Source organism: Ignavibacteriota bacterium (assembly GCA_016713565.1).
Taxonomy (GTDB): Bacteria; Bacteroidota; Ignavibacteria; order Ignavibacteriales; family Melioribacteraceae.
Genome location: JADJOX010000008.1, coordinates 663,271 through 683,614, shown reverse-complemented (window position 1 = coordinate 683,614; position 20,344 = coordinate 663,271). Strand labels below are relative to the sequence as shown.

General features: G+C 30.6%; 18 protein-coding genes and 2 tRNA genes. 2 read left to right on the top strand and 18 right to left on the bottom strand.

Annotated features, from left to right (window positions below):
- Window positions 1-363: 363 nt before the first annotated feature.
- The 3 genes from IPK06_17665 to IPK06_17655 all read right to left on the bottom strand — a co-directional run bounded on the left by IPK06_17665 (window position 364) and on the right by IPK06_17655 (window position 6,421).
- Window positions 364-2,184: a T9SS type A sorting domain-containing protein gene (locus IPK06_17665; protein ID MBK7981798.1), complete on the bottom strand. Its 1,821-nt coding sequence runs from the start codon at window positions 2,182-2,184 to the stop codon at window positions 364-366.
- A gap of 367 nt (window positions 2,185-2,551) precedes the next feature.
- Window positions 2,552-4,663, bottom strand: a complete 2,112-nt coding sequence (locus IPK06_17660; protein MBK7981797.1) for a T9SS type A sorting domain-containing protein — start codon at window positions 4,661-4,663, stop codon at window positions 2,552-2,554.
- Between the two features lie 1,338 nt (window positions 4,664-6,001).
- Window positions 6,002-6,421, bottom strand: a complete 420-nt coding sequence (locus tag IPK06_17655) for a hypothetical protein (GenBank protein ID MBK7981796.1) — start codon at window positions 6,419-6,421, stop codon at window positions 6,002-6,004.
- A 63-nt stretch (window positions 6,422-6,484) separates the two neighbouring features.
- On the opposite strand from IPK06_17655, the gene IPK06_17650 reads away from it, so the two are divergent.
- Window positions 6,485-6,628 carry a hypothetical protein gene (locus IPK06_17650; protein MBK7981795.1) on the top strand — a complete coding sequence of 48 codons (144 nt, stop codon included), beginning with the start codon at window positions 6,485-6,487 and terminating at the stop codon, window positions 6,626-6,628.
- A gap of 486 nt (window positions 6,629-7,114) precedes the next feature.
- Here the strand turns inward: IPK06_17650 and IPK06_17645 are convergent, their stop codons facing one another.
- The 3 genes from IPK06_17645 to IPK06_17635 form a co-directional block, all read right to left on the bottom strand.
- On the bottom strand, window positions 7,115-7,390 hold the full coding sequence (locus IPK06_17645) for a hypothetical protein (GenBank protein ID MBK7981794.1): 276 nt from the start codon (window positions 7,388-7,390) through the stop codon (window positions 7,115-7,117).
- Window positions 7,391-7,965: 575 nt separating this feature from the next.
- Window positions 7,966-8,040, bottom strand: a tRNA-Val gene (locus tag IPK06_17640).
- A 65-nt stretch (window positions 8,041-8,105) separates the two neighbouring features.
- Window positions 8,106-8,178 (bottom strand) — tRNA-Gly (locus IPK06_17635).
- A 143-nt stretch (window positions 8,179-8,321) separates the two neighbouring features.
- On the opposite strand from IPK06_17635, the gene IPK06_17630 reads away from it, so the two are divergent.
- The gene (locus IPK06_17630) at window positions 8,322-8,996 is read left to right on the top strand and encodes a M50 family metallopeptidase (protein ID MBK7981793.1); all 675 of its coding nucleotides are present in this window, start codon (window positions 8,322-8,324) and stop codon (window positions 8,994-8,996) included.
- On the opposite strand, the gene IPK06_17625 is transcribed toward IPK06_17630, so the two are convergent.
- From IPK06_17625 to asnS, 12 genes are all read right to left on the bottom strand, one after another.
- The gene (locus IPK06_17625; GenBank protein ID MBK7981792.1) at window positions 8,993-10,303 is read right to left on the bottom strand and encodes an MFS transporter; all 1,311 of its coding nucleotides are present in this window, start codon (window positions 10,301-10,303) and stop codon (window positions 8,993-8,995) included. The two genes, IPK06_17630 and IPK06_17625, sit on opposite strands and share 4 nt — an antisense overlap.
- Window positions 10,281-10,748 (bottom strand): transcription antitermination factor NusB, encoded by a 468-nt coding sequence (nusB, locus tag IPK06_17620; protein MBK7981791.1) that lies wholly within the window; start codon window positions 10,746-10,748, stop codon window positions 10,281-10,283. Before nusB ends, IPK06_17625 begins: the two co-directional genes overlap by 23 nt.
- Before the next feature lie 15 nt (window positions 10,749-10,763).
- Window positions 10,764-11,837 (bottom strand): Glu/Leu/Phe/Val dehydrogenase, encoded by a 1,074-nt coding sequence (locus tag IPK06_17615; GenBank protein MBK7981790.1) that lies wholly within the window; start codon window positions 11,835-11,837, stop codon window positions 10,764-10,766.
- An 18-nt stretch (window positions 11,838-11,855) separates the two neighbouring features.
- On the bottom strand, window positions 11,856-12,869 hold the full coding sequence (locus tag IPK06_17610; protein MBK7981789.1) for a YdcF family protein: 1,014 nt from the start codon (window positions 12,867-12,869) through the stop codon (window positions 11,856-11,858).
- Window positions 12,870-12,875: 6 nt separating this feature from the next.
- Window positions 12,876-13,667: an ABC transporter ATP-binding protein gene (locus IPK06_17605; GenBank protein ID MBK7981788.1), complete on the bottom strand. Its 792-nt coding sequence runs from the start codon at window positions 13,665-13,667 to the stop codon at window positions 12,876-12,878.
- Between the two features lie 137 nt (window positions 13,668-13,804).
- Entirely contained in the window at window positions 13,805-14,458 is a 654-nt protein-coding gene (locus tag IPK06_17600; GenBank protein MBK7981787.1) for a TonB family protein, read from the bottom strand.
- Between the two features lie 99 nt (window positions 14,459-14,557).
- A complete protein-coding gene (locus IPK06_17595) occupies window positions 14,558-15,211 on the bottom strand; it encodes an energy transducer TonB (protein MBK7981786.1) in 654 nt (217 codons plus the stop codon).
- Window positions 15,212-15,310: 99 nt separating this feature from the next.
- On the bottom strand, window positions 15,311-15,730 hold the full coding sequence (gene vanZ, locus IPK06_17590) for a VanZ family protein (GenBank protein MBK7981785.1): 420 nt from the start codon (window positions 15,728-15,730) through the stop codon (window positions 15,311-15,313).
- A complete protein-coding gene (locus IPK06_17585) occupies window positions 15,723-17,288 on the bottom strand; it encodes an NAD(P)H-hydrate dehydratase (protein ID MBK7981784.1) in 1,566 nt (521 codons plus the stop codon). Before IPK06_17585 ends, vanZ begins: the two co-directional genes overlap by 8 nt.
- A gap of 3 nt (window positions 17,289-17,291) precedes the next feature.
- Complete coding sequence (locus IPK06_17580) at window positions 17,292-17,657, bottom strand: hypothetical protein (GenBank protein ID MBK7981783.1); 366 nt, start codon at window positions 17,655-17,657, stop codon at window positions 17,292-17,294.
- Window position 17,658: 1 nt separating this feature from the next.
- Window positions 17,659-19,020, bottom strand: coding sequence for a sodium:proton antiporter (locus IPK06_17575; protein ID MBK7981782.1), 1,362 nt, complete (start codon window positions 19,018-19,020; stop codon window positions 17,659-17,661).
- 17 nt (window positions 19,021-19,037) lie between these two features.
- A complete protein-coding gene (gene asnS / locus IPK06_17570; protein ID MBK7981781.1) occupies window positions 19,038-20,336 on the bottom strand; it encodes an asparagine--tRNA ligase in 1,299 nt (432 codons plus the stop codon).
- Window positions 20,337-20,344 lie beyond the last annotated feature (8 nt).

Below are 20,344 nucleotides of genomic sequence, written 5' to 3'. Positions count from 1 at the left end.
CAGCAGGTTTAGAAAAATAATAAATTATAGTCTTTTGTTCTGTTGGGAAATGGTTTTAAAATGAAAAAGACCAGCTCCAAAGAGAAATTATTCCCTTCAGAACTGGTCTTTATGAATTAGTTATTTATTTTTTTAAATATTCGATTTGAGATTTTAAGAGACTAGGGTGCCTTGCCATGATATTTAGAAAAGGATTGTTTGAGGATACCTACTGTTAGGCTTAGCGATGAGACTTATTGTAAAGGTTTTTTAGAAAATACAGATATATTGAAATTTATATTTTGTTCAAATCCCAATCTTAGAATTGCAACTTGTACCGATTTAAAGGCCGCGTATGAGTAGATTTATTGTTTATCTTTATACTTATTTTAATAAAATCATTTTTTTAATTAAAATAGAATTCTCTATTTGTAACTTATAAAAATAAATTCCGCTCGAAAAGTTTGAAGCATCAAATTCAACTTTATAATTACCACTGTTTTTTATTTCATTTACTAAAGTTTGCATTTCTCTACCCAATACGTCAAATATTTTTAGTGTTACAATCCCACGTTTTGGAATTGAATAATTTATTGAAGTAGTTGGATTAAACGGATTAGGATAGTTCTGTGATAGATTAAATCTATTTCCTAAATTATGTTCTTGATGTACACTAGAAATTAAATCACTTAAAGTTACATACCATAGTTTCCCTTCACTTGCTGCATACAATTTTTCACTATTGACTAAAATTGAAGTTACATTACCGATTTCTTCACTATCTTCAATATAATCCCAATTTATTCCCTTATCGCTGGATTTAAATATACCAGTTGGAGATCCCAAAAAATAATAAGTGTTATAATTCGTTATCGTATTTATTGCACCACCAAAGAAATCTAAATCGGTTTTTTCCCAATTTAATCCCATATCGGTCGAAACAAATGCTCCGCCATATGTTATATTATAAATTGTTGAATCCACGGTTAATAGTTTTATTACTGATCTTGAATTCTCATTTAAGCCTTTGTTTCTAATTGTTAGGGAGCCATCATTAATAACATAAATTCCAGCGGTGTACGACGCCATAAAAATAGTACTCCCAATGGAGGCCATTGTATGAATGCCATATGTAAAATTATAATAATCCGTTTTCCATGTTAGTCCATTATCAGTTGAGAAAAGACAACCTTCCCATCCACCAGCAAATATCTTATCTTCAACAACAATAAATGAATTGGCTTTAAATTCGTTGACATATTGCCACTCATTTCCTTCATCCTCACTTAAATATATTCCATTTTCGGTACCAATTAAAACATCAGTTCCATTTGTAATTAAAGCATATATCCATTGATCGGTTATACTATGATCATATTTATTCCATGTTTCACCTCTATCAATTGAAGTAAATATTCCATGATTATATGAGTAAGCCCAAAGAATATTTTGAGTTACATTAAATGATTCAATTATAATTGCGTTTAAACCATAATTTGAAGATTGCCAATCATCGCTGAATTTATTCCTTTTATAAATGCCGTAGTTCGTAGCAAGAAAAACAGTTGAATCATTAACTGCCGCAGAGTGAGTATAGTCCAATGAAATATTTGAAGACACATCGACTATAGTATCATTTTCTGAAGAATATAAGTAAATACCGTTCTCACCAGTTAGGTAAATATCCTTGACATCTAGTGCGATACTTAATATGTTTGAAGTCAAATAATCCATATTGATCGGAAACCAGGTACTACCGGTATCTTTAGATACTATTAGATGATTATTAAAATATAAACATGCAACTATTGAATCATTCACTTCAATTCTGTAGCAACCATCAAAATTTATATTTATATAACATTTAATCCAAGTTAACCCATAATCTGCAGATTTAAAAATTTCATTTGCTGCGACTACAAAAAGTAACGAATCATTTCCTGCAACCGAACTAAATTGATGATCATCAAATATGGTATCTATTTTTATCCAAGTTTTCCCATTATCACTTGATTTTAATAAGCCACCTTCGTAATCAGAAACAAATATATAATTATTTAATATTTCAATAGCTGGGTAAATTGAAGTAAATGAAGAATCAACTAATTTCCATGAATCTTCAATTATTCTCTTTCTAAACAAACCATGAGTACTTGCCGCATAAACAACTGAATCATTTTTGGCAAAATCTAAAACCTCAAACATTGGTTCTTTTAACCCGGTAAACCTCCAGTTCTCACCATTGTCAAATGATTCATAAACACCTTCTTCGGATGCACTCGCTAATAAGTAATTCCCATTGGCAAATACAAAATTTATATAACCCCCTGAAGGTGAATTAAAATCATAACTTTTCCATTGCGCAATTAAATTCACTGAATTAAATAACATAAGTATAATTATAATTGAAATATTATTTTTCATTTTCCTTCTCTTTTCTGAATAGCACTACACTTTAACAAGTAACTAAAATTAACTTTCAAACTTTATTTTTACAAATTCCTATGATATGTTTCTGCAGATTGTCCCGATTCATCGGGAGTCGGGTAGATTTGCTGGTTATACAACTTTTTTATTTTAAAAGCATAAGTTTCTTAGTCTCTGTAAACTCACTTGTTTGTATTTTATAATAATATATTCCACTTCCCAAGTTAGAACCATCAAATTTAACTTTGTAGTTGCCAGATAATTGAATTTTGTTAACTAAAGTTTTTATTTCTCTACCAAGCATATCATATACTTTTAATGTTACTTGTAATTGTTTTGGTATTGTATAACTTATTGTTGTATTTTGATTAAACGGATTTGGATAGTTTTGAAAAAGCATGAATACATAATCATAATCATTATTATTTACTACATTGGTATCAGACAATAAATTTCTCTCTAAAATACAAATGCCTGTATTATATAAAGCACTAAAAATTTTATTATCGTAAACTTGCACACACATTGATAAATCATTGTGAGAATATGAACAATTAATCTTAGGATTTTCTGGTATAGTTAGATCAATGATTTTTATACCTCCAAATAAATCAGCAACAACTGCATAATTATTAAATAAATCAACACCATAAGCGGGACCATAATAAATACTTTTAAATTTGGGATTAGCTAAATCAGCAATATTAAAAATAACTCCGTTTTCCTCGTTTGCAATACAAGCTAAATCGTCTAATACTTTAATATCATGTCCTGAATATATGCCACCAATATTTGATATTTGTGTTATGTTATTTTGGTGATTGATTTCTAATATTTGGAAATTTTTTCTTCCGCCGGTAAAAATATTATTATTATATATATCTAAACAATTTATATTTATTCCATTGTTAAACTGACTTACTAATTTAGGATCCAGGATATCCGATATATTAAATATTTTTATTCCATAATCTCCATCAGCAATATATGCCAATGAATCAACAATAATAGACTCATAACCGTCTTGTAATTTAGTAGAACTAATTAACAGCGGATTTTCAATGTCAGATAAATCTAAAATTTCAAATATTTTTTTAGATGTAACAAATGCATATTTATCTTTAACAAATACGTTTTTCATTTTATCAATATTTTTATAATGACTAATTAATTTTAAGCTATCATAATTCGCATTTTCAAAAATAGCTAGGCCAGTAACTTCTGAAGTTGCAAGGATAAAATTTTCATTAACAGCTATAGATGTAAAAAGACTCCCTGGATTATATAAATCTAGAATTTTTGGAGAATTTATATTATTTGTGCTGATAATTGATAAACCATTGCTACCAACTAAATATATATTATTTAATTGTTGCCCTTTTGAGATTATTTTCGAATCAACAACTGATAGAGATGAAATTTCTTTTGGTGAATTCAATGACTCTATGCTATAAATTAGAACCTTTGATCGATCATCTCTATTAACAGTAATAATAGCTTTATTCTGATCAACAACAATATTTCTAAATTCAACAATATATTTATTCTTACTTATATCGCTTAATAAAATTGGTGTGGAATGGCTTGAATTATCAAAAATGGAAAAATGGGAAAGAGAAGAATCATAATTAGTATGAATTATATAATAAATATCCTTTGCAACGTAAAAACTAGTAATTTTATCATTAATCGTAAAAGCATTTAGTAATTTAGGTACTTTTTTATTTTCAACATCAATTTCTAAAATACTATATGAAATACCTACATAACAAATTTTACCCAATTTTATAATTTTTGGTTGATCAATAAAATCAAAATAACTTTCAAAATTAATATTGCCAATTTCAGTTAGATTATATGGGTCAGTATAATCTAAAATAAATAGTGAATTATAAGTTGTACAATATATAATATTTTCTTCAACAGAAATTGAAGTTATTGTTGTACCTCTTTCAAAATAAGATGATATTTTCCTAGGATTTTTTATATCACTTATATCAATCAGTTCTAATCCTCTTGTATCTAACCCAGCTAAAAGAATGTTATTATGTACAGCAAGTGCAAACACGGTATTTTGCATTATTGTTTGGCTAACGTATTTTATATCTGTTGGATCAGATACATCAATAACATTTATAGGGCCATAAGTACTTCCTACAAAAACGTAGTTATCCTTGTAACAAAAACTTACTGCCTCACCAATTGGTGCAAGTCTTTTTATTAAATTAAGATCGCATTCTTGAGTATTTTGTCCCAAGGTATATGTAAAATAAAATACAAGAAATAAGAAAAATATTTTTTTAATAGCATTGCTATCCCGAATAATATAATTGTATAACGGCGTCTATAGTAAAGAAAGTCAAGAAAAAACAGAAGTACCTTACCCATTATTTTGGGTTCTTGACTTTGGTCTCACTATAATAATTCTATTTCACTCGTTATTAGTTTTTATTTATTTTTTTAGTTTCTTCTTTCTTAGCTCGCTCTACTTATTTTAGCTTGTACTACTATGCGTCTATCTGAGCTCTCTTTGGGCTACGGCAAATTTTAGTATAAACTGGGAGTGGTTAACCGTGGCAAATAACTTGCCGCCCTAAACAACAATTTTATAAAATTACTATTGGTTAAAATTACCAAAGCAGTTTTTATTTTGTCTTTAGCAAAAACTGCGACTTACCTTTCCTTGAACTGTACAACACTTTAACAAAAAACTTAAATTAAACTTACGAAGCCAAATTTTACAATTTAACCCGAAGGAGAACGGCGGTCAAGTTGTCCGAAGGACTCCCTTGGAGATTTGTTGGTTAGGTTTTTGTCATTTACTTCAATTTCTTCTCTTATATTCATATCCACTTGCTGCACCTCCTAGTGTATAAGTTGATAAATAACTTATACCATATCCTTTCGTGAGTGTATAATCTGCCCAATTACCCTTAAAAGTAAGATTTAAGTCTTTTGAATTCTTCCGATAAATTGTAATTGGGTTACTTCCATTTATGCAATCTTGAATACAACGACATATATAAGATTTATCACTCGGACATATTTGTACACTTAGGAATCCTTCTTTAGAAATATCTATTGTATACTCATTTTGATAAGTTTCGTCTAAATATGTTGTGTCTAGCGATGGATGAATATAAGTGATTTTCATATAATAATGACTTGTGACTAATAAATTAAAAAATGAATAATTTGAGTCAACCTTTTTTATTTCCCAATCTTCTGTACTAACGATAGACCAACCATCATAAACATCGCTATAGTATTTTCTAGCAATATATTTTGTTTTATGTCCTACTTCTAATGGGAAATAATAACTTTTTATAGTGTAAAGTTAAATTACAGTCAATAATATTTGAAATCATTAATTCATCTGAAGTTATATTGATTGTAGTGTCAACTGTAAAATACGTTTTCTTATCGACATTTATTTTCACCTTAATAGTATCAAAAGAATCCAGCTTGAAGTTACAAATTAATTGTGCACTACCAGATTGATCCGTATGAATTGTATAATTTGCATCTAAAATATTAACTAATATTTCCGTATTTACAGATTGGAATATTAAATCATTATTCTCCTCACTTAGATTCAGATTGAAACGGATTGATTGAGTAATATTTTGTAGTATAAATTTAAATTATACTTAAATAATTTAGAATTAGAGGAGAACGAAACAACAATCGAAGTATCAATTGATTTATAATTTTGTTTATCAACTTTAATATTTGCTATAAATTCTTCTGACGGTATTGAATCAACAATAACAATTAAATTTGCGATGCCAGAATCAGACGTAAAAATTGTATAGTTTGAGTCTAAAAATGTAATTGATATTTCTGTCCCAATTGAGGCAGATTTAGAATCATTATTTATTTCATTAAGATAAATACTAAAAATTAATGAATCTTTTTTTTCTGGATTTGTCGGAATGGTTGGAGAATTATTTTTAGAACAATTTGTTAGACTTATTACAATTATTATTGGAATAACTAGTATAAATATTTTCATTTTTCACAAAACCTATTTAAAACCTAAAACGTCGTTGCCAATAACCCGCAGCCCCAAAGAGCAATGCCAATTAAGCAACGCAAAGATTTATATTTAGCCGTGCTTAACTTTCAAAGAAAGCGCGGCGGAACTAAACTTAAATTATTCAGAACCATTTTAACAGAATTAAGAACATACTTTCAAAGACAATATTTACTTATTGGTTAAAGAATATTATTGTGCATTTTGGAGATATTATTATGCATAATTCCGATGGAATATTATTATGCACTTATTTTCACCTAAATTAAACTTTTTATCATAAATTAAAATATCATTTATTGAAATTATCATAAGCCAATATTTTACATAGCTTCGCCATTAAACTTACATTTATTTTTATTTTATTGTATTAACTTAAATAATAAATACAATATAAGAGAATTTTATCTCTTTGTAAATAAGTATAAGTACTTACTGTAAGTATAAATACTTACAAAATTTCAATATTTATCTATTAATTTCTTTGGCGCTCATATATTTTGCCTTATGATTTGAGAATACAATAGGAGAAACATGGGGGTGGCTCGCAATGAAATTCTATTACCTCCCCTATCTGTATATTTAGTCCTACTAGGATATACGTGTCGATATGATATTATTAGAAATGCTTTTTAATATTTTACCTGCCCGCCGGCGGACAAGATTATTCTTTTACTTCTTTGATTCCTTATTTAAACAATCTCCACATATAAAATTACCTTCCGGATATTTAGCTCCTTTAGACTTCCTGACTTCGATAGAATCATAATCCCTGAGCCTGTTACTCCATAAACCTGATCCTAGTTTAACATATCTCCCGCATCGATTGCATCTTGAATTGGGATCTTCAAACAGATCAATTGTCCTATCCACAAGATTATGTTTGTTTACACTTTTTGCAATTACACTCAGCATTAAGATTATTGCTAACAATATTGCCATTGACATAGTTTTGCTCCTTTTTTGTTTTTGATATTGATTAGTTGGTTATTTGTTAGTTTTAAAATGAACATTGAAATAATTATGTATATAATATTTTCAGGATATGATGGCTTTAGATTACAGGAATATATTTTCGGGGAAGAATGATAGATTTAGGGTTGTAAATACAAATTTTATCCGGCGCGCTTTAAAATTTATTCGCCTATTTACTTCTTCACGGATAAATTCATTTTTTAAATACTTGGTCAGCTAATTATAATGATGTTTATTAAGATAGAGAGATTTATCGCATTGAAGACCTTTGATGTATGTAGATTTGGAGAGAACGGGTTTAGAAAACATAACGATATTAATCCTTTATCAAAAAAATAACACCCCCGTTACGTTTTGAATTAAATGATTATAGGATGGGGAAAGATATAAAATTATTTTTAGAAATGTAATATTCTATAAAGACTAACGCACTAAGCCATTAAACTTTTAGAAATTATTTTAGGATTGTACTTCAACATGTACTTCTGTACATATTTCTTTAAAACAGAAAACCCTCATAAGTTATTGTCTTATAAGGGTTTATGTTGTGGGAACTATAGGATTCGAACCTATGACCCCCTGCTTGTAAGGCAGGTGCTCTGAACCAGCTGAGCTAAGTTCCCATTAAAATTGAGCTGTAAATTTAAGCTAATTAAAATAAAGTTGCAAATATTATTTTATTATTTAGAGCGAGCGACGGGATTCGAACCCGCGGCATTCAGCTTGGGAAGCTGACACTCTACCAACTGAGTTACGCTCGCAAATTTTTTATTAAATTATTAATCAAAAATAATAAATTGCGTTTTTATTTCTAATAGTCAAATAATTATTTTATTCATATAATTTTTTCATTAATATTTCCATTATAATTACGCTTTAATTATTTATTCATAATAGTCATAAATTGGGCAAAACCACACAAAATAATTCTTTAGAATTTTCTTTATTGCTTTTTGCCGTAATAATTAGTTTGATTTTTTTTGATTCCAAACTTTTATTCCCTATCAAAATTTTTATAATAATTTTTCACGAAATAAATCACGTTTTTGCCGGCATTATTTCCGGCGGTGAACCTAAATATTTAACTTTTGATTTGAATCTTTCTGGTAAGACTTTAATCGAAGGCGGCAGTCAAATTTTTATCGCGTCAGCCGGTTATTTGGGAAGTATCGTTATCGGCTCTCTGCTTTTTGTTTCATCTTTTTCAAATCGATTTAGAAAATGGTATTTGAATATTTTGGCAATTATTATTTTTTTAACAACGGTCAATTTAGTTAAAGGTGAATTACAAATCATTATAGGTCTTCTTGTTTCTGTTACATTATTTTTAATTTCAAAATATTTACCGGAAAATATTTTGAAGTTTTTTTTGCAATATGTAGGTTTAATAAGCTGTCTGTATGTTATAACAGATATTAAAGAAGATCTTTTAATTAAAAACATTCGAGTAACCGACACTCAAATTTTGGAATATCTAACAGGAGTTTCCGCGCAAATTTGGGGAATTATTTGGCTGTTTATTGCCTTAGGTGTTTTTGGTTTCTTATTAAAATTTTATTTCGGCAAAATCAAAAACTAATTATTGGTTTCCTCGTCTTTCACAAAGTTCAAAATAAACAAACCGATGATAAAGAAAACTCCAACGGATAAAATTGCCAATCTCTGACTGCCTGAATTGAAACTTACCAAACCAAAAACCAATGGACCCACAACGGCGGAACTTTTTCCGAATAAAGAATAAAATCCAAAAAATTCCGTTTTTTTACTTTGCGGAGTAAGTTTGGTCATTAAGCTTCTGCTCGTTGATTGCGTTGCGCCCATAACACTTCCGGCTAAAAGTCCGACAAAATAAAAACATTTAACCATTATTTGGTTCGGAGTATAGTTTGTAAATTCACTTAAATATTGAACTAAAAACGAATTGATGTCGCTAGTTAAATACGCTATTAAAATTGTAAATATCCATATTGCCAATGAAATAATAATTGATCTTTTTTGCCCGATCGAATCAGAAATTATACCGAACAATATTGATCCGAAAATTGCAGTCGTCTGCACAATTATAAAAAAAAGTATCAGCTCAAGCATTGTGAATTTTAACGTTGTTGAAGCATAATTGCCGGCAAAGAAAATAACCGTGTTAACACCTTCAATGTAAAAGAAGAAAGCTAAAAGAAACAAGGCAAGATTTTTATATCCTTTTAAATGTTCAATTGTATTCCAAACCCTGCTCAATCCAATTTTAATAAATGATATATCGTCATTTGTTTTTCTTCTTGTATCGTTTAGCAGAAAGAAAATCGGTATTGCAAAAATCAAAAAGAAAAATGCCGCGAGCGGAAATGTTTCTTTAATCTTCCCCGATTCAATAAACGGAAAAGCTAAAGCTAATACAGCCAATGAACCAAGATAACCCATCGCGAATCCGTATCCGCTTACTCTTCCGTATGTCTTTGGCGAAGTTATTTCCGGAAGAAATGAATCATAAAAAACTAAAGATGCTTCAAAGCCGATATTAGCAAAAATAAATAGTATAAGCGCTAAAACTACATCGCCTTCATTTGTAAAGTAAAGCAGTGAAGTTGGAATTATACACAATAAAGTAAAGAATAATAAAAATCTTTTTTTACCTGCAGAATAATCCGCTATTGCGCCAAGTACGGGCGAGATAATTCCGGTCAATATCATTGAAATACTGATTCCTAAACTCCAGAATAGATCGCCGATTGGCATTTTTTGGGCAACAACTTCCTTAAAGTAAACCGCAAAAATAAATGTAACAACTACAATTGAGTATGAAGTATTGGCAAAATCGTATAATGTCCATACAAAAATTTTAAATTTATTTGAACCGAAAACAGAATTAGAATTGTTTTGGAAGGGAATTTTCAATTAGTCCTCTGCCGGCTTTCTTTAAATGTCCTTCTGTTTTAATGTCATCAAGTATCGCGTCAAGAATTCCATTTATAAATTTGCCGCTCTTAGCCGTACTGAATTCTTTCGCAATTTCTATAATTTCATTAATTGTAACTTTAGGCGGAATATCCTCGACAAATAAAATTTCGCATACGCCGATTCTTAAAAGTATAAGGTCAATAACAGCAATTCTCGAAACATCCCAATTCACCAATCTTTTTTCAATTCTGCTTTCAATCTCCTTTCGATTAGCTACAGCGAGGTTAATAATTTTTATACAAAATTCTTTATCTTCGGGTAAAGAAATTTCTGCAAGCTGGCTGCTTATAATATCTGAAAGACTTGCTCCATGCATATCGTATGCATATAAAACTTGTAATATTTTTTCGCGTAATTTTCTTCTTTTTGATTTCATATCAAAAAAATAATCCTAATTTGTTGAATAAATTTTCTTTATTCCCCCTATTTGTTTTAATCTTTCTTCTGCAAGTTGATTTGAAGCTAAGTGCGTCGGAATATTTTGTTCTTGCGAAATTTTTATCACTTTTGTTAAAACATCGTAAATTCCATCTGCCTGCTTTAATGCTCTATCTTGACGATATCCTTTTAATTCATTCGCGACATTTATTAATCCGCCCGCATTTATTACATAATCCGGCGCGTAAAGAATTCCTTTATCTTTTAACATTGCTCCGTGTTTATTTTCATCTTCCAATTGATTATTTGCTGACCCGGCAATTATCTCGCATTTGAATTGGGGAATTGTTGTGTCATTTATAACCGCGCCCAAAGCGCATGGTGAAAATATATCACATTCTTCACTATAAACTTTATTAGGTTCAATAAATTCGGCATCAATGGATTCTAAAATAGTTTTTATTTTAGATTCAACAATATCCGTGACAGTTATTTTGGCTCCTTCATTATACAAATGTTCACACAAATATTTTGCGACTCTTCCGGCTCCTTGAATTACAATTTTTTTCCCATGCAAGGAATCGCTTCCCCACTTTGATTTTGCGCAGGCTTTCATACCCACGTAAATTCCGTATGCGGAAACCGGTGCCGGATCGCCCGAACCGCCTAAAGATTTGGAGATTCCGGTTACAAATGAAGTTTCCATTAAAACGTATTCCATATCTTTTACTGTTGTTCCAACGTCTTCCGCGGTAATATATCTTCCTGCCAAACCTTCAATAAATTTGCCAAAAGTTCTAAATAATCTTTCCGATTTTAGTTTTTCCGGATCGCCGATTATTACAGCATTTCCGCCGCCAAAATTCAAACCCGAAACAGAAGCTTTATACGTCATTCCTCTGGATAATCTTAAAACATCGTTCAATGCTTCATCGAAGCTGGAATAATTAAACATTCTTGTGCCGCCAATTGCCGGACCTAAAGTTGTATCATGGATTGAAATAATTGCTTTTAAGCCGGATTCTTTATCCGAACAAAAAATAACTTGTTCATGACCAAATTTTTCCATTATATCAAAATTTTTCATTAGTACTCCATTAAAATGTTAGATTGCAAAAAACCAAAACATAACAATACTAATACAATCTCTAAATCTATAATAAAATGATTTTTGAATATTTAATTTATAATTTGAGCTGATCACTTCAGCATTGAGATTATAAAAATATACCATTTCCAATATTCGTTTAAGGTGAAATTTATCCGATATAATTATAACTTTTTTTTCATCAATATTATTTTGAATAATATTTTTAATATATCTTATTTGCTCGTTTGTAGTTGATGTCTGTTCTTCAATAATTATTTTGGAGCTTGGAATATTATAATTATCATTTAAAAAATTAAAAGCGGCTTTGGCTTCGCTCAATTCTCCAGGGGCGTTTCCGCCGGTTAATTGAATTTTATCAATAATACCTTTCTTATATAATTCAGCGCCTTTCTCAATTCTTCCGGAAAATATTGGACTTGGTTTATTTTTGCTCCAAACCGCGGCTCCTAAAATTAATCCGTAATCAAATTTATTTTTTTTATCGACTTTATATTCATTTATAAAAAATGTGCATATAAATGAAATTGCCAATAGAATTACAATTGTAAATCCAACCGCAATACTTGAAAAAAAATAAGATAATAAAGGATAACCGAGATAAGTGAACCATATAAGAAAAAGTACAAATAGAAAAAAAGCCTGATTGAAAACAAATAAAATAGCCGGAATTATTTTCTTCAAGGGATATCCGAAAAGAAATTCATCGGCAAATTTGAAATCAGCAAAATTAATAATTAATATCACCAGAATTGGCAGTAAATATATAAATGAAAATGTGATTAATATCCTCGTTTTGATCAAAGTGAAACTATCCTTTTCCTGAAGCATCAATAATGCGCCGATTATAAAAACGATAAGTAAAATTAAACTGATCAAATTACCTGTTTTTAAGAAACTGAATTCCGTAAGCGAAAGTCCGTTTTGATAATATTTAACAAAGTACAATAAAAAAGTATTTACAATGGCAATGGCAATAATTAACAATATGTTTTTTACCGGTGCTGACATTAATTTTTACATTGGTAATATTTTGATAAAAAGTTCTTCATTATTATTTAGATTAACCGATGTATTAATATTAAAAACAGACTTAATATTTTGTTCGGTCAAAACATCTTTCGGCACTGAATCAAATTCAATTTTCCCTTTGTTCATCAGAATAATTCTTTTACTGAAGAAGCTTGCCAAATTCAATTCGTGTGAAATTAAAATAACGGTTAAATTATCTTCCGTATTTAATTTATGCAATATTTTAAAAATAGCAAGCTGATGTTTAATATCTAAATGCGCGTTAGGTTCATCAAGCAAAATTATTTTGGGTTCCTGCACAATTGCTCTGGCAATAAACGCGCGCTGAGCTTCACCGCTGGATACTTCGTTTATACCTTTGTGTTTTAAATTATCAATTTCCAGCAGAGACATTACTTCATTAACTTTCTCTTCGTCATTTTTATTTTCAATTCCCAATATATTTTGATAAGGCGTTCTACCCATCATTATAATTTCATGAATTGAATATTGAAAAAAAGTTCTGTTTACTTGCGGAACAAATGAAACAATCTTTGCAAATTCCTTTCTTTCAAAATTTTTATAATTTTTCTGGTTTAAAAAAACTTCTCCTTTATGAGGAACAATAAGATTTCCTATTAGTTTTAGTAAAGTCGATTTTCCCGAACCATTTGGTCCCATAATTGAGATAAAGTCACCCGAATTAATGGTTAAGTTCAAATTTGAAATTGTAAAAAAGGAAGGGAGAGAATTTTTCTCGTAGCGAAAATCAATATTTAAAAGTTCAAGAAAATTCATTTTGGTAAATTATTATTGTAAAGATATGAATTTTTAGATAAGGATAGGTAAAATAAAATGTGTATCATAAGAAATTTTTAGAAAAAATATAAAAATATTATATAAGATTATCTCTAATGATACACTTAATTTATAAATTAGTTTAGGTTTAGCTTAAATTCAATAGGTAAAGTCAGCATAACTTTTACCGGTTTACCTCGTTGTTCTCCGGGTAAAAATTTTGTTGCTTTAACCGCTTCGATCGCTGCTTCGTCGCAGCCGAAACCTATGCCCTTTACAACCGTAATTTCAGATGGATTTCCATTTTTATCGATAATTAAATTAAGAACAACTTTGCCCTGAATTCCGGATCTTTGAGCTAAAGCAGGATAAACAACTTTGCTTTTCAAAGCCGGTAATCCACCCACAATTTCGGGCATTTTTTCAACCCATTTAAATGGAGGCAGTTCATTATCTTCTTCTTTTACTTCAGTTATCATTTTTGGTTTGTCAATTTCTTCTGCTGGAGTTAAATCCGTATTTGGCAATTCAATATTCGGCAATTCTTCATCAGCCGGTGTCTCAAGCTTAATTTCCGGCATTGGAGGAGGAGGTGTTGAATATGTTTTGGTAATTTCCACGTCGACTAAATTAATTACTTCATCATCCGTTATGAGAATTCCATTCTGCTTTTCAATTCTGGGAAAAACCTTAAATGCCGCAATTGTAAGGAGTATTGAAAAAATTACTCCTAATTCAAAAACTCTTTTGTACTTTAGCTTAAGATCAAACTTTGGATTCTTGGCAGGCATATTGTTATCTCCTTAGGTAAGTGATAACAATTTAACATTTAATAATAAGATTTTGTTTCACAGCAAAAAAAAAGCGTCTCGAAAGACGCTTTAAATTTTTTAATTAAGCTTAAACAGAATTGGAATGGATACCTGCACTCTAACAGGCTTACCTCTTTGTTTTCCAGGTTTGAATTTTGTTTTCATTACCGCGTCAACAGCAGCTTCATCACAACCTGCACCAATTCCTTTAATAACTTCTGCTTTATGAACTACTCCGGCTTCGTCAACAAAAGCTTTAATATAAACTCTACCTTGAACTCCAGCTCTTTTTGCAATTTCCGGATAGACAATTTTTTCTTGAATTCCTTGAATTCCGCCAATCGGTTCGGGCATTTCTTCAACAGCTACGAAGAATTCAACCGGAACTTCTTCAGCTTCTTCTTTAACCGGTGGAGGCGGAGCGGCAACTTCGTCAGTTATATCAATTTCCGTATCCTCAATTTCTATATCTTCAAGATCATTATCCGAAGGAGCTTCAATTGGAATAGGAGGTTTTGGCGGAGGAGGAGGAGCTGTTTCCTGTTTTGTAATATCAACATCTTCAACTTCAACCAATTCCTGCGGTGCTTCAACCGCTAAAGATTTGCCTTCAAATCTTGGAAAGTACTTAAAAGATAAAATTAAAAGTAAAAGTGCTGCAATCAAACTGATTTCAAACACTCTTCTGTACTTTAATTTTAAATCTACTTTTGGATTTTTCTTTAATGCCACAGCTTAACTCCTTAAAAGAAAAAATTGATTTATTTGTGTTAAAACATAAAAAAACATTCGCTGATTGTCAAATAGTAGACAAATAATTATACAAAATTTTTATTTGATTGTTTCATTAATATTCTTGCTTTTTAATAAAATTTTTACGGTAAACCTTAATAAAAGAACTGCAAGAAGCGAGCCCGATAAATCTGCCAGCCAATCATAAAATTCGCACGTTCTGTTTGGTACAAATATTTGATGAATTTCATCAAGTAAACCATATGTTACGCAGATTATAAAAGTATAGCTTAAAAAATATTTTGATAAAGCTTTCCATTTTTCCTGAAAATATAAGTTCATACCTAATAAAAATGATAAAATAAAATAAGCCGTAAAATGTTTAATTTTATCGGAAATCTCAAAAACATCAACATATTGCGGAGATGGCATAGTTGTTCCGATAAATAAAATTATCCAATAAATAAATAACGGAATTACCAAGACTTTAAATCTGTTTTCTTTTATAAAATTATACAAATGATTTTCTCAAAAATTTGATTGTTTTAGGTATCTGTTTAATTAATTTTTCCGGCGTTATACCAAATTCCGACTCATTTCTTGAAATAATATCAGCCGCAAGTCCGTGTAAATAAACGGCGGAAATTGCCGAATTTTCCAAATTTCCACTTTGAGCAATGAACGAAGCTGCAATTCCGCTTAAAACATCACCGCTACCAAATTTTGCCAATCCGGCATTGCCTGAAGTATTAATAAATACTTCACCGTTTTTGTTAAAAATTAGTGTCGGCGCACCTTTTAATACTAAAACTGATTTGGTTTCTTCTACAAATTTTCTTCCGAATTTTATTAAATTCAATTTTAATTCTTCAAGTTCAACACCGGTTAAATCGGCAAATTCTTTATGATGGGGAGTTAATACGGAATTGTTCAATTTCAATTTTTTATATTTCCCTTTTCCTAAACTGAATATAGCGTCGGCATCAATAAGAAATTTTTTAGACGGATTTTTTCTAATAATTTCAAATACTGAATTTTGCGTATTTTCATCCCTTCCCAAACCCGGTCCTATTAGAATTGCATCTGCCCAATTAATTTTCGATTGCAGTTCATCTATATTTTCTGAATTTAAAATTTCTTTTTTTTCATCATTATAATTAAGTACAATCGCGGCGTTCATTTTGGGCTGAACTAAACTTCTTACAGATTTTGGGAAAGCCAAATATCCAGCTCCGCAGCCTGAGATCATTGCCGAATTTATCGCAAAAATTGCCGCACCAGGCATTTTCCCCGATCCAGCAACTGCTAAAAGTTTTCCAGCGGAATATTTATTTAGGTTGCCTGTTTTTACCGGAAGTCCTGCAAGCGCGTCTTCGGGTTCAATTAAATATTCATTTATACTGAGTTTATCAAAATAATTTTGACCGATTCCGATAGAACCTTTAACTATTTTTCCTGAAGAATGTTTCCCCGATTCATAAAACAATCCGGTTTTTAATTCAGCCAAAGTTACGGTTAAATCCGCTTTGAAAATTATATTGCCGCTTGCAGTTTCAAGATTCAGTCCGGTTGGTGTATCAATAGAAATTTTTACAGCAGTACTTTTATTTAACTCTTCAACAATATTATTAATTGGAAATTTTAATTCACCCGACGAACCAGTCCCTAAAATAGCATCGATAATAAAATTTGAGTTTTTAACAAAGTTTATATCTTGATGTTTTTTATAAAATTTTAAGCTAAGATTTCCGTATTCCTTTGAAATTTTTTTAAGTATTTCAAAATTTATTTTTGCGTCTCCGGAAATTTCATTTTCCTTGGGAATAATTAAAACGTTTACAAAATAATTTTCAATTGCTAACTTCCTTGCCAATGCAAATCCGTCGCCGCCGTTATTTCCTTTGCCGCAAATTATTGCAAATTTTTTGTGTTTGTCAATTTCCGAAAATTCGGATAGAATTGCCGCTTTAATGCTTTCTGCCGCATTTTCCATAAGTAGAATTGATGGAAATGAATAATTTTCAACGGCAAATTTATCAGCGGATTTTATTTGAGATATACTAAATAGCGGAATCATTTATTATTCTATAAAAATTATGTCATCACCAATTTCAAATATTTCAAGAATATGATTTTCATTTGGATTAAGCGCGATTTTTCTATGATTCTTGAAATCGAAAATATCTTTCCCTTCTTCAACAACGACTAATTTAATTACTTCATATTTTGAAACATCGGTTAAAATATCTTCATGATCGAAAAAGTAAATTTCGGTATAATCATCAAATTTTTCATAATACGCTCCTTCCGAAGCCGAACTGAAATCATAAATTATTTCTTCATTTATAACGGCTTTCAATATATCACCTACAAACGGAAGTAATACTCTTGATCCGTAAAAAAGTCCGTTAACTTTATTTTTAAGTACATTATCTAAAGTTCTCATTTTAAACTCCATAATAAAATAATAACCAAATTAACGTGAAAACGGGCAGCAACACAGGAATGGAATATTTTAAAATATAGGCAAAAAAGCTCGGCATTTTTATTCCTGATCTTTCGCAAATTGATTTAACCATAAAATTCGGTCCGTTTCCAATATAGGACATTGCCCCGAAAAATACAGCGGCAACTGAAATCGCGGATAAATAAATTGAATAGTCGATTGAAAGTTGATGTACCTGCTCAATATTATTAACATCCAAACCAAATTTCCCCATTGCGGCGCTGAGAAAATTCAAGAAAGTTGGCGCGTTATCTAAAAACGCTGATAATATTCCGGTTGCCCAATAGAATATTCCCGGGACTAATTGATCACCAAGAACATTAGCTTCATGCGCAATTAGTTGAAGTGCGGGAATCATTGTCGCAAAAATTCCGATGAATAAAAACGCAACTTCCTTTATTGGTTCAAAATCAAATTCATTTGCTCTTAAAATATCTTTATCAGCAGTTTTATAAGCCACATAAACTATGGTGAACATAATTATTTCTCTAATTCCGAACGGCAATGGATATAAACTGGGAACCCAAGACATTACAGCCGGATCAATAAAAACCGAAATTAAAATTATCACCAAATATATTACGTTTTTAAATCCCTTGAATTCAATTTTACCTGAATAATCGCTTTCATCATTATGCGCAATATTTTTAGAATCTATCACATAAAAAATTGTTAAAATTAATATTAAAGCTAAAAGCCAGATATACCAAACATGACCAAAGAACCAAAAGAAATTCACGCCGCGTAAAAATCCCAAAAACAATGGCGGATCACCTATTGGAGTTAGAGCGCCTCCGACATTACTTACTGTAAATATGAAAAAAATAAATTGATACGGTTTAATTCGCTTTTTGTTAATCTTTATAAATGGTCTTATTAAAAGCATTGAAGCTCCCGTTGTACCAATAATATTCGCGATTACAGCTCCAAATAATAAGATAAATGTATTAAGCAGCGGAGTAGATTTTTTATCAATTTTAATAAGAATGCCTCCGGATGCAACAAACAGCGAAGCAAGCAAAGCAATAAATGCCAAATATTCGGTCAAGGTATGCAGCAAACTAAGTGTATCTCCAAGCACCGCGATATAATAAACAACAGTAATTAAACCTAAAACGATTGAAACCTTCGGATAATGATGTTCCCAAAAATGATGATAGAACAATGGTCCGGTAGCAATCATTAATAATAAAATAACAAAAGGAATTACCATATATGTTGAAGGCAATGTATGAGTTCCTTCGGCACCGAATAAAAATTCAGGAGCGTAAAGCAACAATGCCAATAAAAGTTTTGTTTTCATCTTTTTCCTAATTTTATTTAGGGTGTATTTCTATAGATCATCCTTGGGAAAGGAATAGTTTCCCTCAAATGTTCGATGCCGCATATCCAAGTTACTGTTCTTTCCAATCCCAAACCAAAACCCGCGTGCGGTACGGAACCGAATCTTCTTAAATCCAAATACCATTCAAAATAATGCTGAGGCAATTTGTGTTCATTAATTCTTTCCAAAAGCAAATCTAAATTATCTTCTCTTTGACTTCCGCCGATTATTTCGCCGTATCCTTCAGGAGCCAAAACATCAACGGCTAAAGCAACCTTTGGATTTTCAGGATCGCGTTTCATGTAAAACGCTTTTATTTCCGCCGGGTATCTATGAACCATTACAGGTTTATCATATTGTTCTGAAATTACAGTTTCATCTGGAGCTCCAAGATCATCACCCCATTTAAAATCTTGTCCTTTTGATCTTAGAATTTCAACGGCTTCGGTATATGAAACTCTTGGAAAAGGTCTCACAACTTTTTCCAATTTGGAAATATCTCTTTCCAAAATTTCCAATTCCGGTCTGCAGTCTTTTAAAACTGTTTGAACAATATTTTCTAAAAATTCTTCCGCTAAATCCATATCATCATCAAGATTATAAAAAGCCATTTCAGGTTCAACCATCCAAAACTCGGTTAAATGTCTTCTTGTTTTTGATTTTTCCGCCCTGAATGTTGGACCGAAAGTATAAACTTTGCCCAATGCCATAGCGCCGGCTTCAGCGTACAATTGTCCCGATTGAGTTAAATAAGCTTTACCCAAATCAAAGTATTCCATTTCAAAAAGTGTGGAAGTTCCTTCAGACGCATTCGGAGTAATTATTGGCGGATCAAAAAGCGTAAAATCTCTTTCATCAAAAAAGTCTCTTATTGCTTTAACAATTCTATGACGTATTTTTAAAATTGCGGCTTGTCTTTTAGAACGAATCCACAAATGTCTTTTATCAATTAAAAATTCAATGCCGTGATCTTTTGGAGTAATAGGATAATCTATGGAATCTCCAATTAACTTTAAGTCAGTTACATCAAGTTCAAAACCGCCTACCGCTCTTGGCTCCGATTTTACAATTCCCGTTATTTCAAAAGAACTTTCCTGCGTAATCGAATCGGCTAATTGAAAAATTTCTTCCGATACATTGCCTTTGAAAACTATACATTGAAGATAACCGCTGCCGTCTCGTAAAATCAAAAATTTTACCTTTCCGCTAGATCGTTTGTTAAACAGCCAGCCCTTAAGTGTAACGGTTTGACCAATATAATTACCTAAATTTTTAATATAAACTTGCGAGATCATTTTTAATC

What these genes read in the sequence shown, in the direction of transcription:
- IPK06_17605 (MBK7981788.1), bottom strand. Translation starts at nt 13,667, where the DNA reads ATGAATTTTCTTGAACTTTTAAATATTGATTTTCGCTACGAGAAAAAT.
- IPK06_17610 (MBK7981789.1), bottom strand. Translation starts at nt 12,869, where the DNA reads ATGTCAGCACCGGTAAAAAACATATTGTTAATTATTGCCATTGCCATT.
- nusB (MBK7981791.1), bottom strand. Translation starts at nt 10,748, where the DNA reads ATGAAATCAAAAAGAAGAAAATTACGCGAAAAAATATTACAAGTTTTA.
- IPK06_17585 (MBK7981784.1), bottom strand. Translation starts at nt 17,288, where the DNA reads ATGATTCCGCTATTTAGTATATCTCAAATAAAATCCGCTGATAAATTT.
- IPK06_17580 (MBK7981783.1), bottom strand. Translation starts at nt 17,657, where the DNA reads ATGAGAACTTTAGATAATGTACTTAAAAATAAAGTTAACGGACTTTTT.
- IPK06_17600 (MBK7981787.1), bottom strand. Translation starts at nt 14,458, where the DNA reads ATGCCTGCCAAGAATCCAAAGTTTGATCTTAAGCTAAAGTACAAAAGA.
- IPK06_17655 (MBK7981796.1), bottom strand. Translation starts at nt 6,421, where the DNA reads ATGAAAATATTTATACTAGTTATTCCAATAATAATTGTAATAAGTCTA.
- IPK06_17645 (MBK7981794.1), bottom strand. Translation starts at nt 7,390, where the DNA reads ATGTCAATGGCAATATTGTTAGCAATAATCTTAATGCTGAGTGTAATT.
- IPK06_17615 (MBK7981790.1), bottom strand. Translation starts at nt 11,837, where the DNA reads ATGAAAAATTTTGATATAATGGAAAAATTTGGTCATGAACAAGTTATT.
- IPK06_17650 (MBK7981795.1), top strand. Translation starts at nt 6,485, where the DNA reads ATGCCAATTAAGCAACGCAAAGATTTATATTTAGCCGTGCTTAACTTT.
- asnS (MBK7981781.1), bottom strand. Translation starts at nt 20,336, where the DNA reads ATGATCTCGCAAGTTTATATTAAAAATTTAGGTAATTATATTGGTCAA.
- IPK06_17575 (MBK7981782.1), bottom strand. Translation starts at nt 19,020, where the DNA reads ATGAAAACAAAACTTTTATTGGCATTGTTGCTTTACGCTCCTGAATTT.
- IPK06_17665 (MBK7981798.1), bottom strand. Translation starts at nt 2,184, where the DNA reads ATGTTTGAGGTTTTAGATTTTGCCAAAAATGATTCAGTTGTTTATGCG.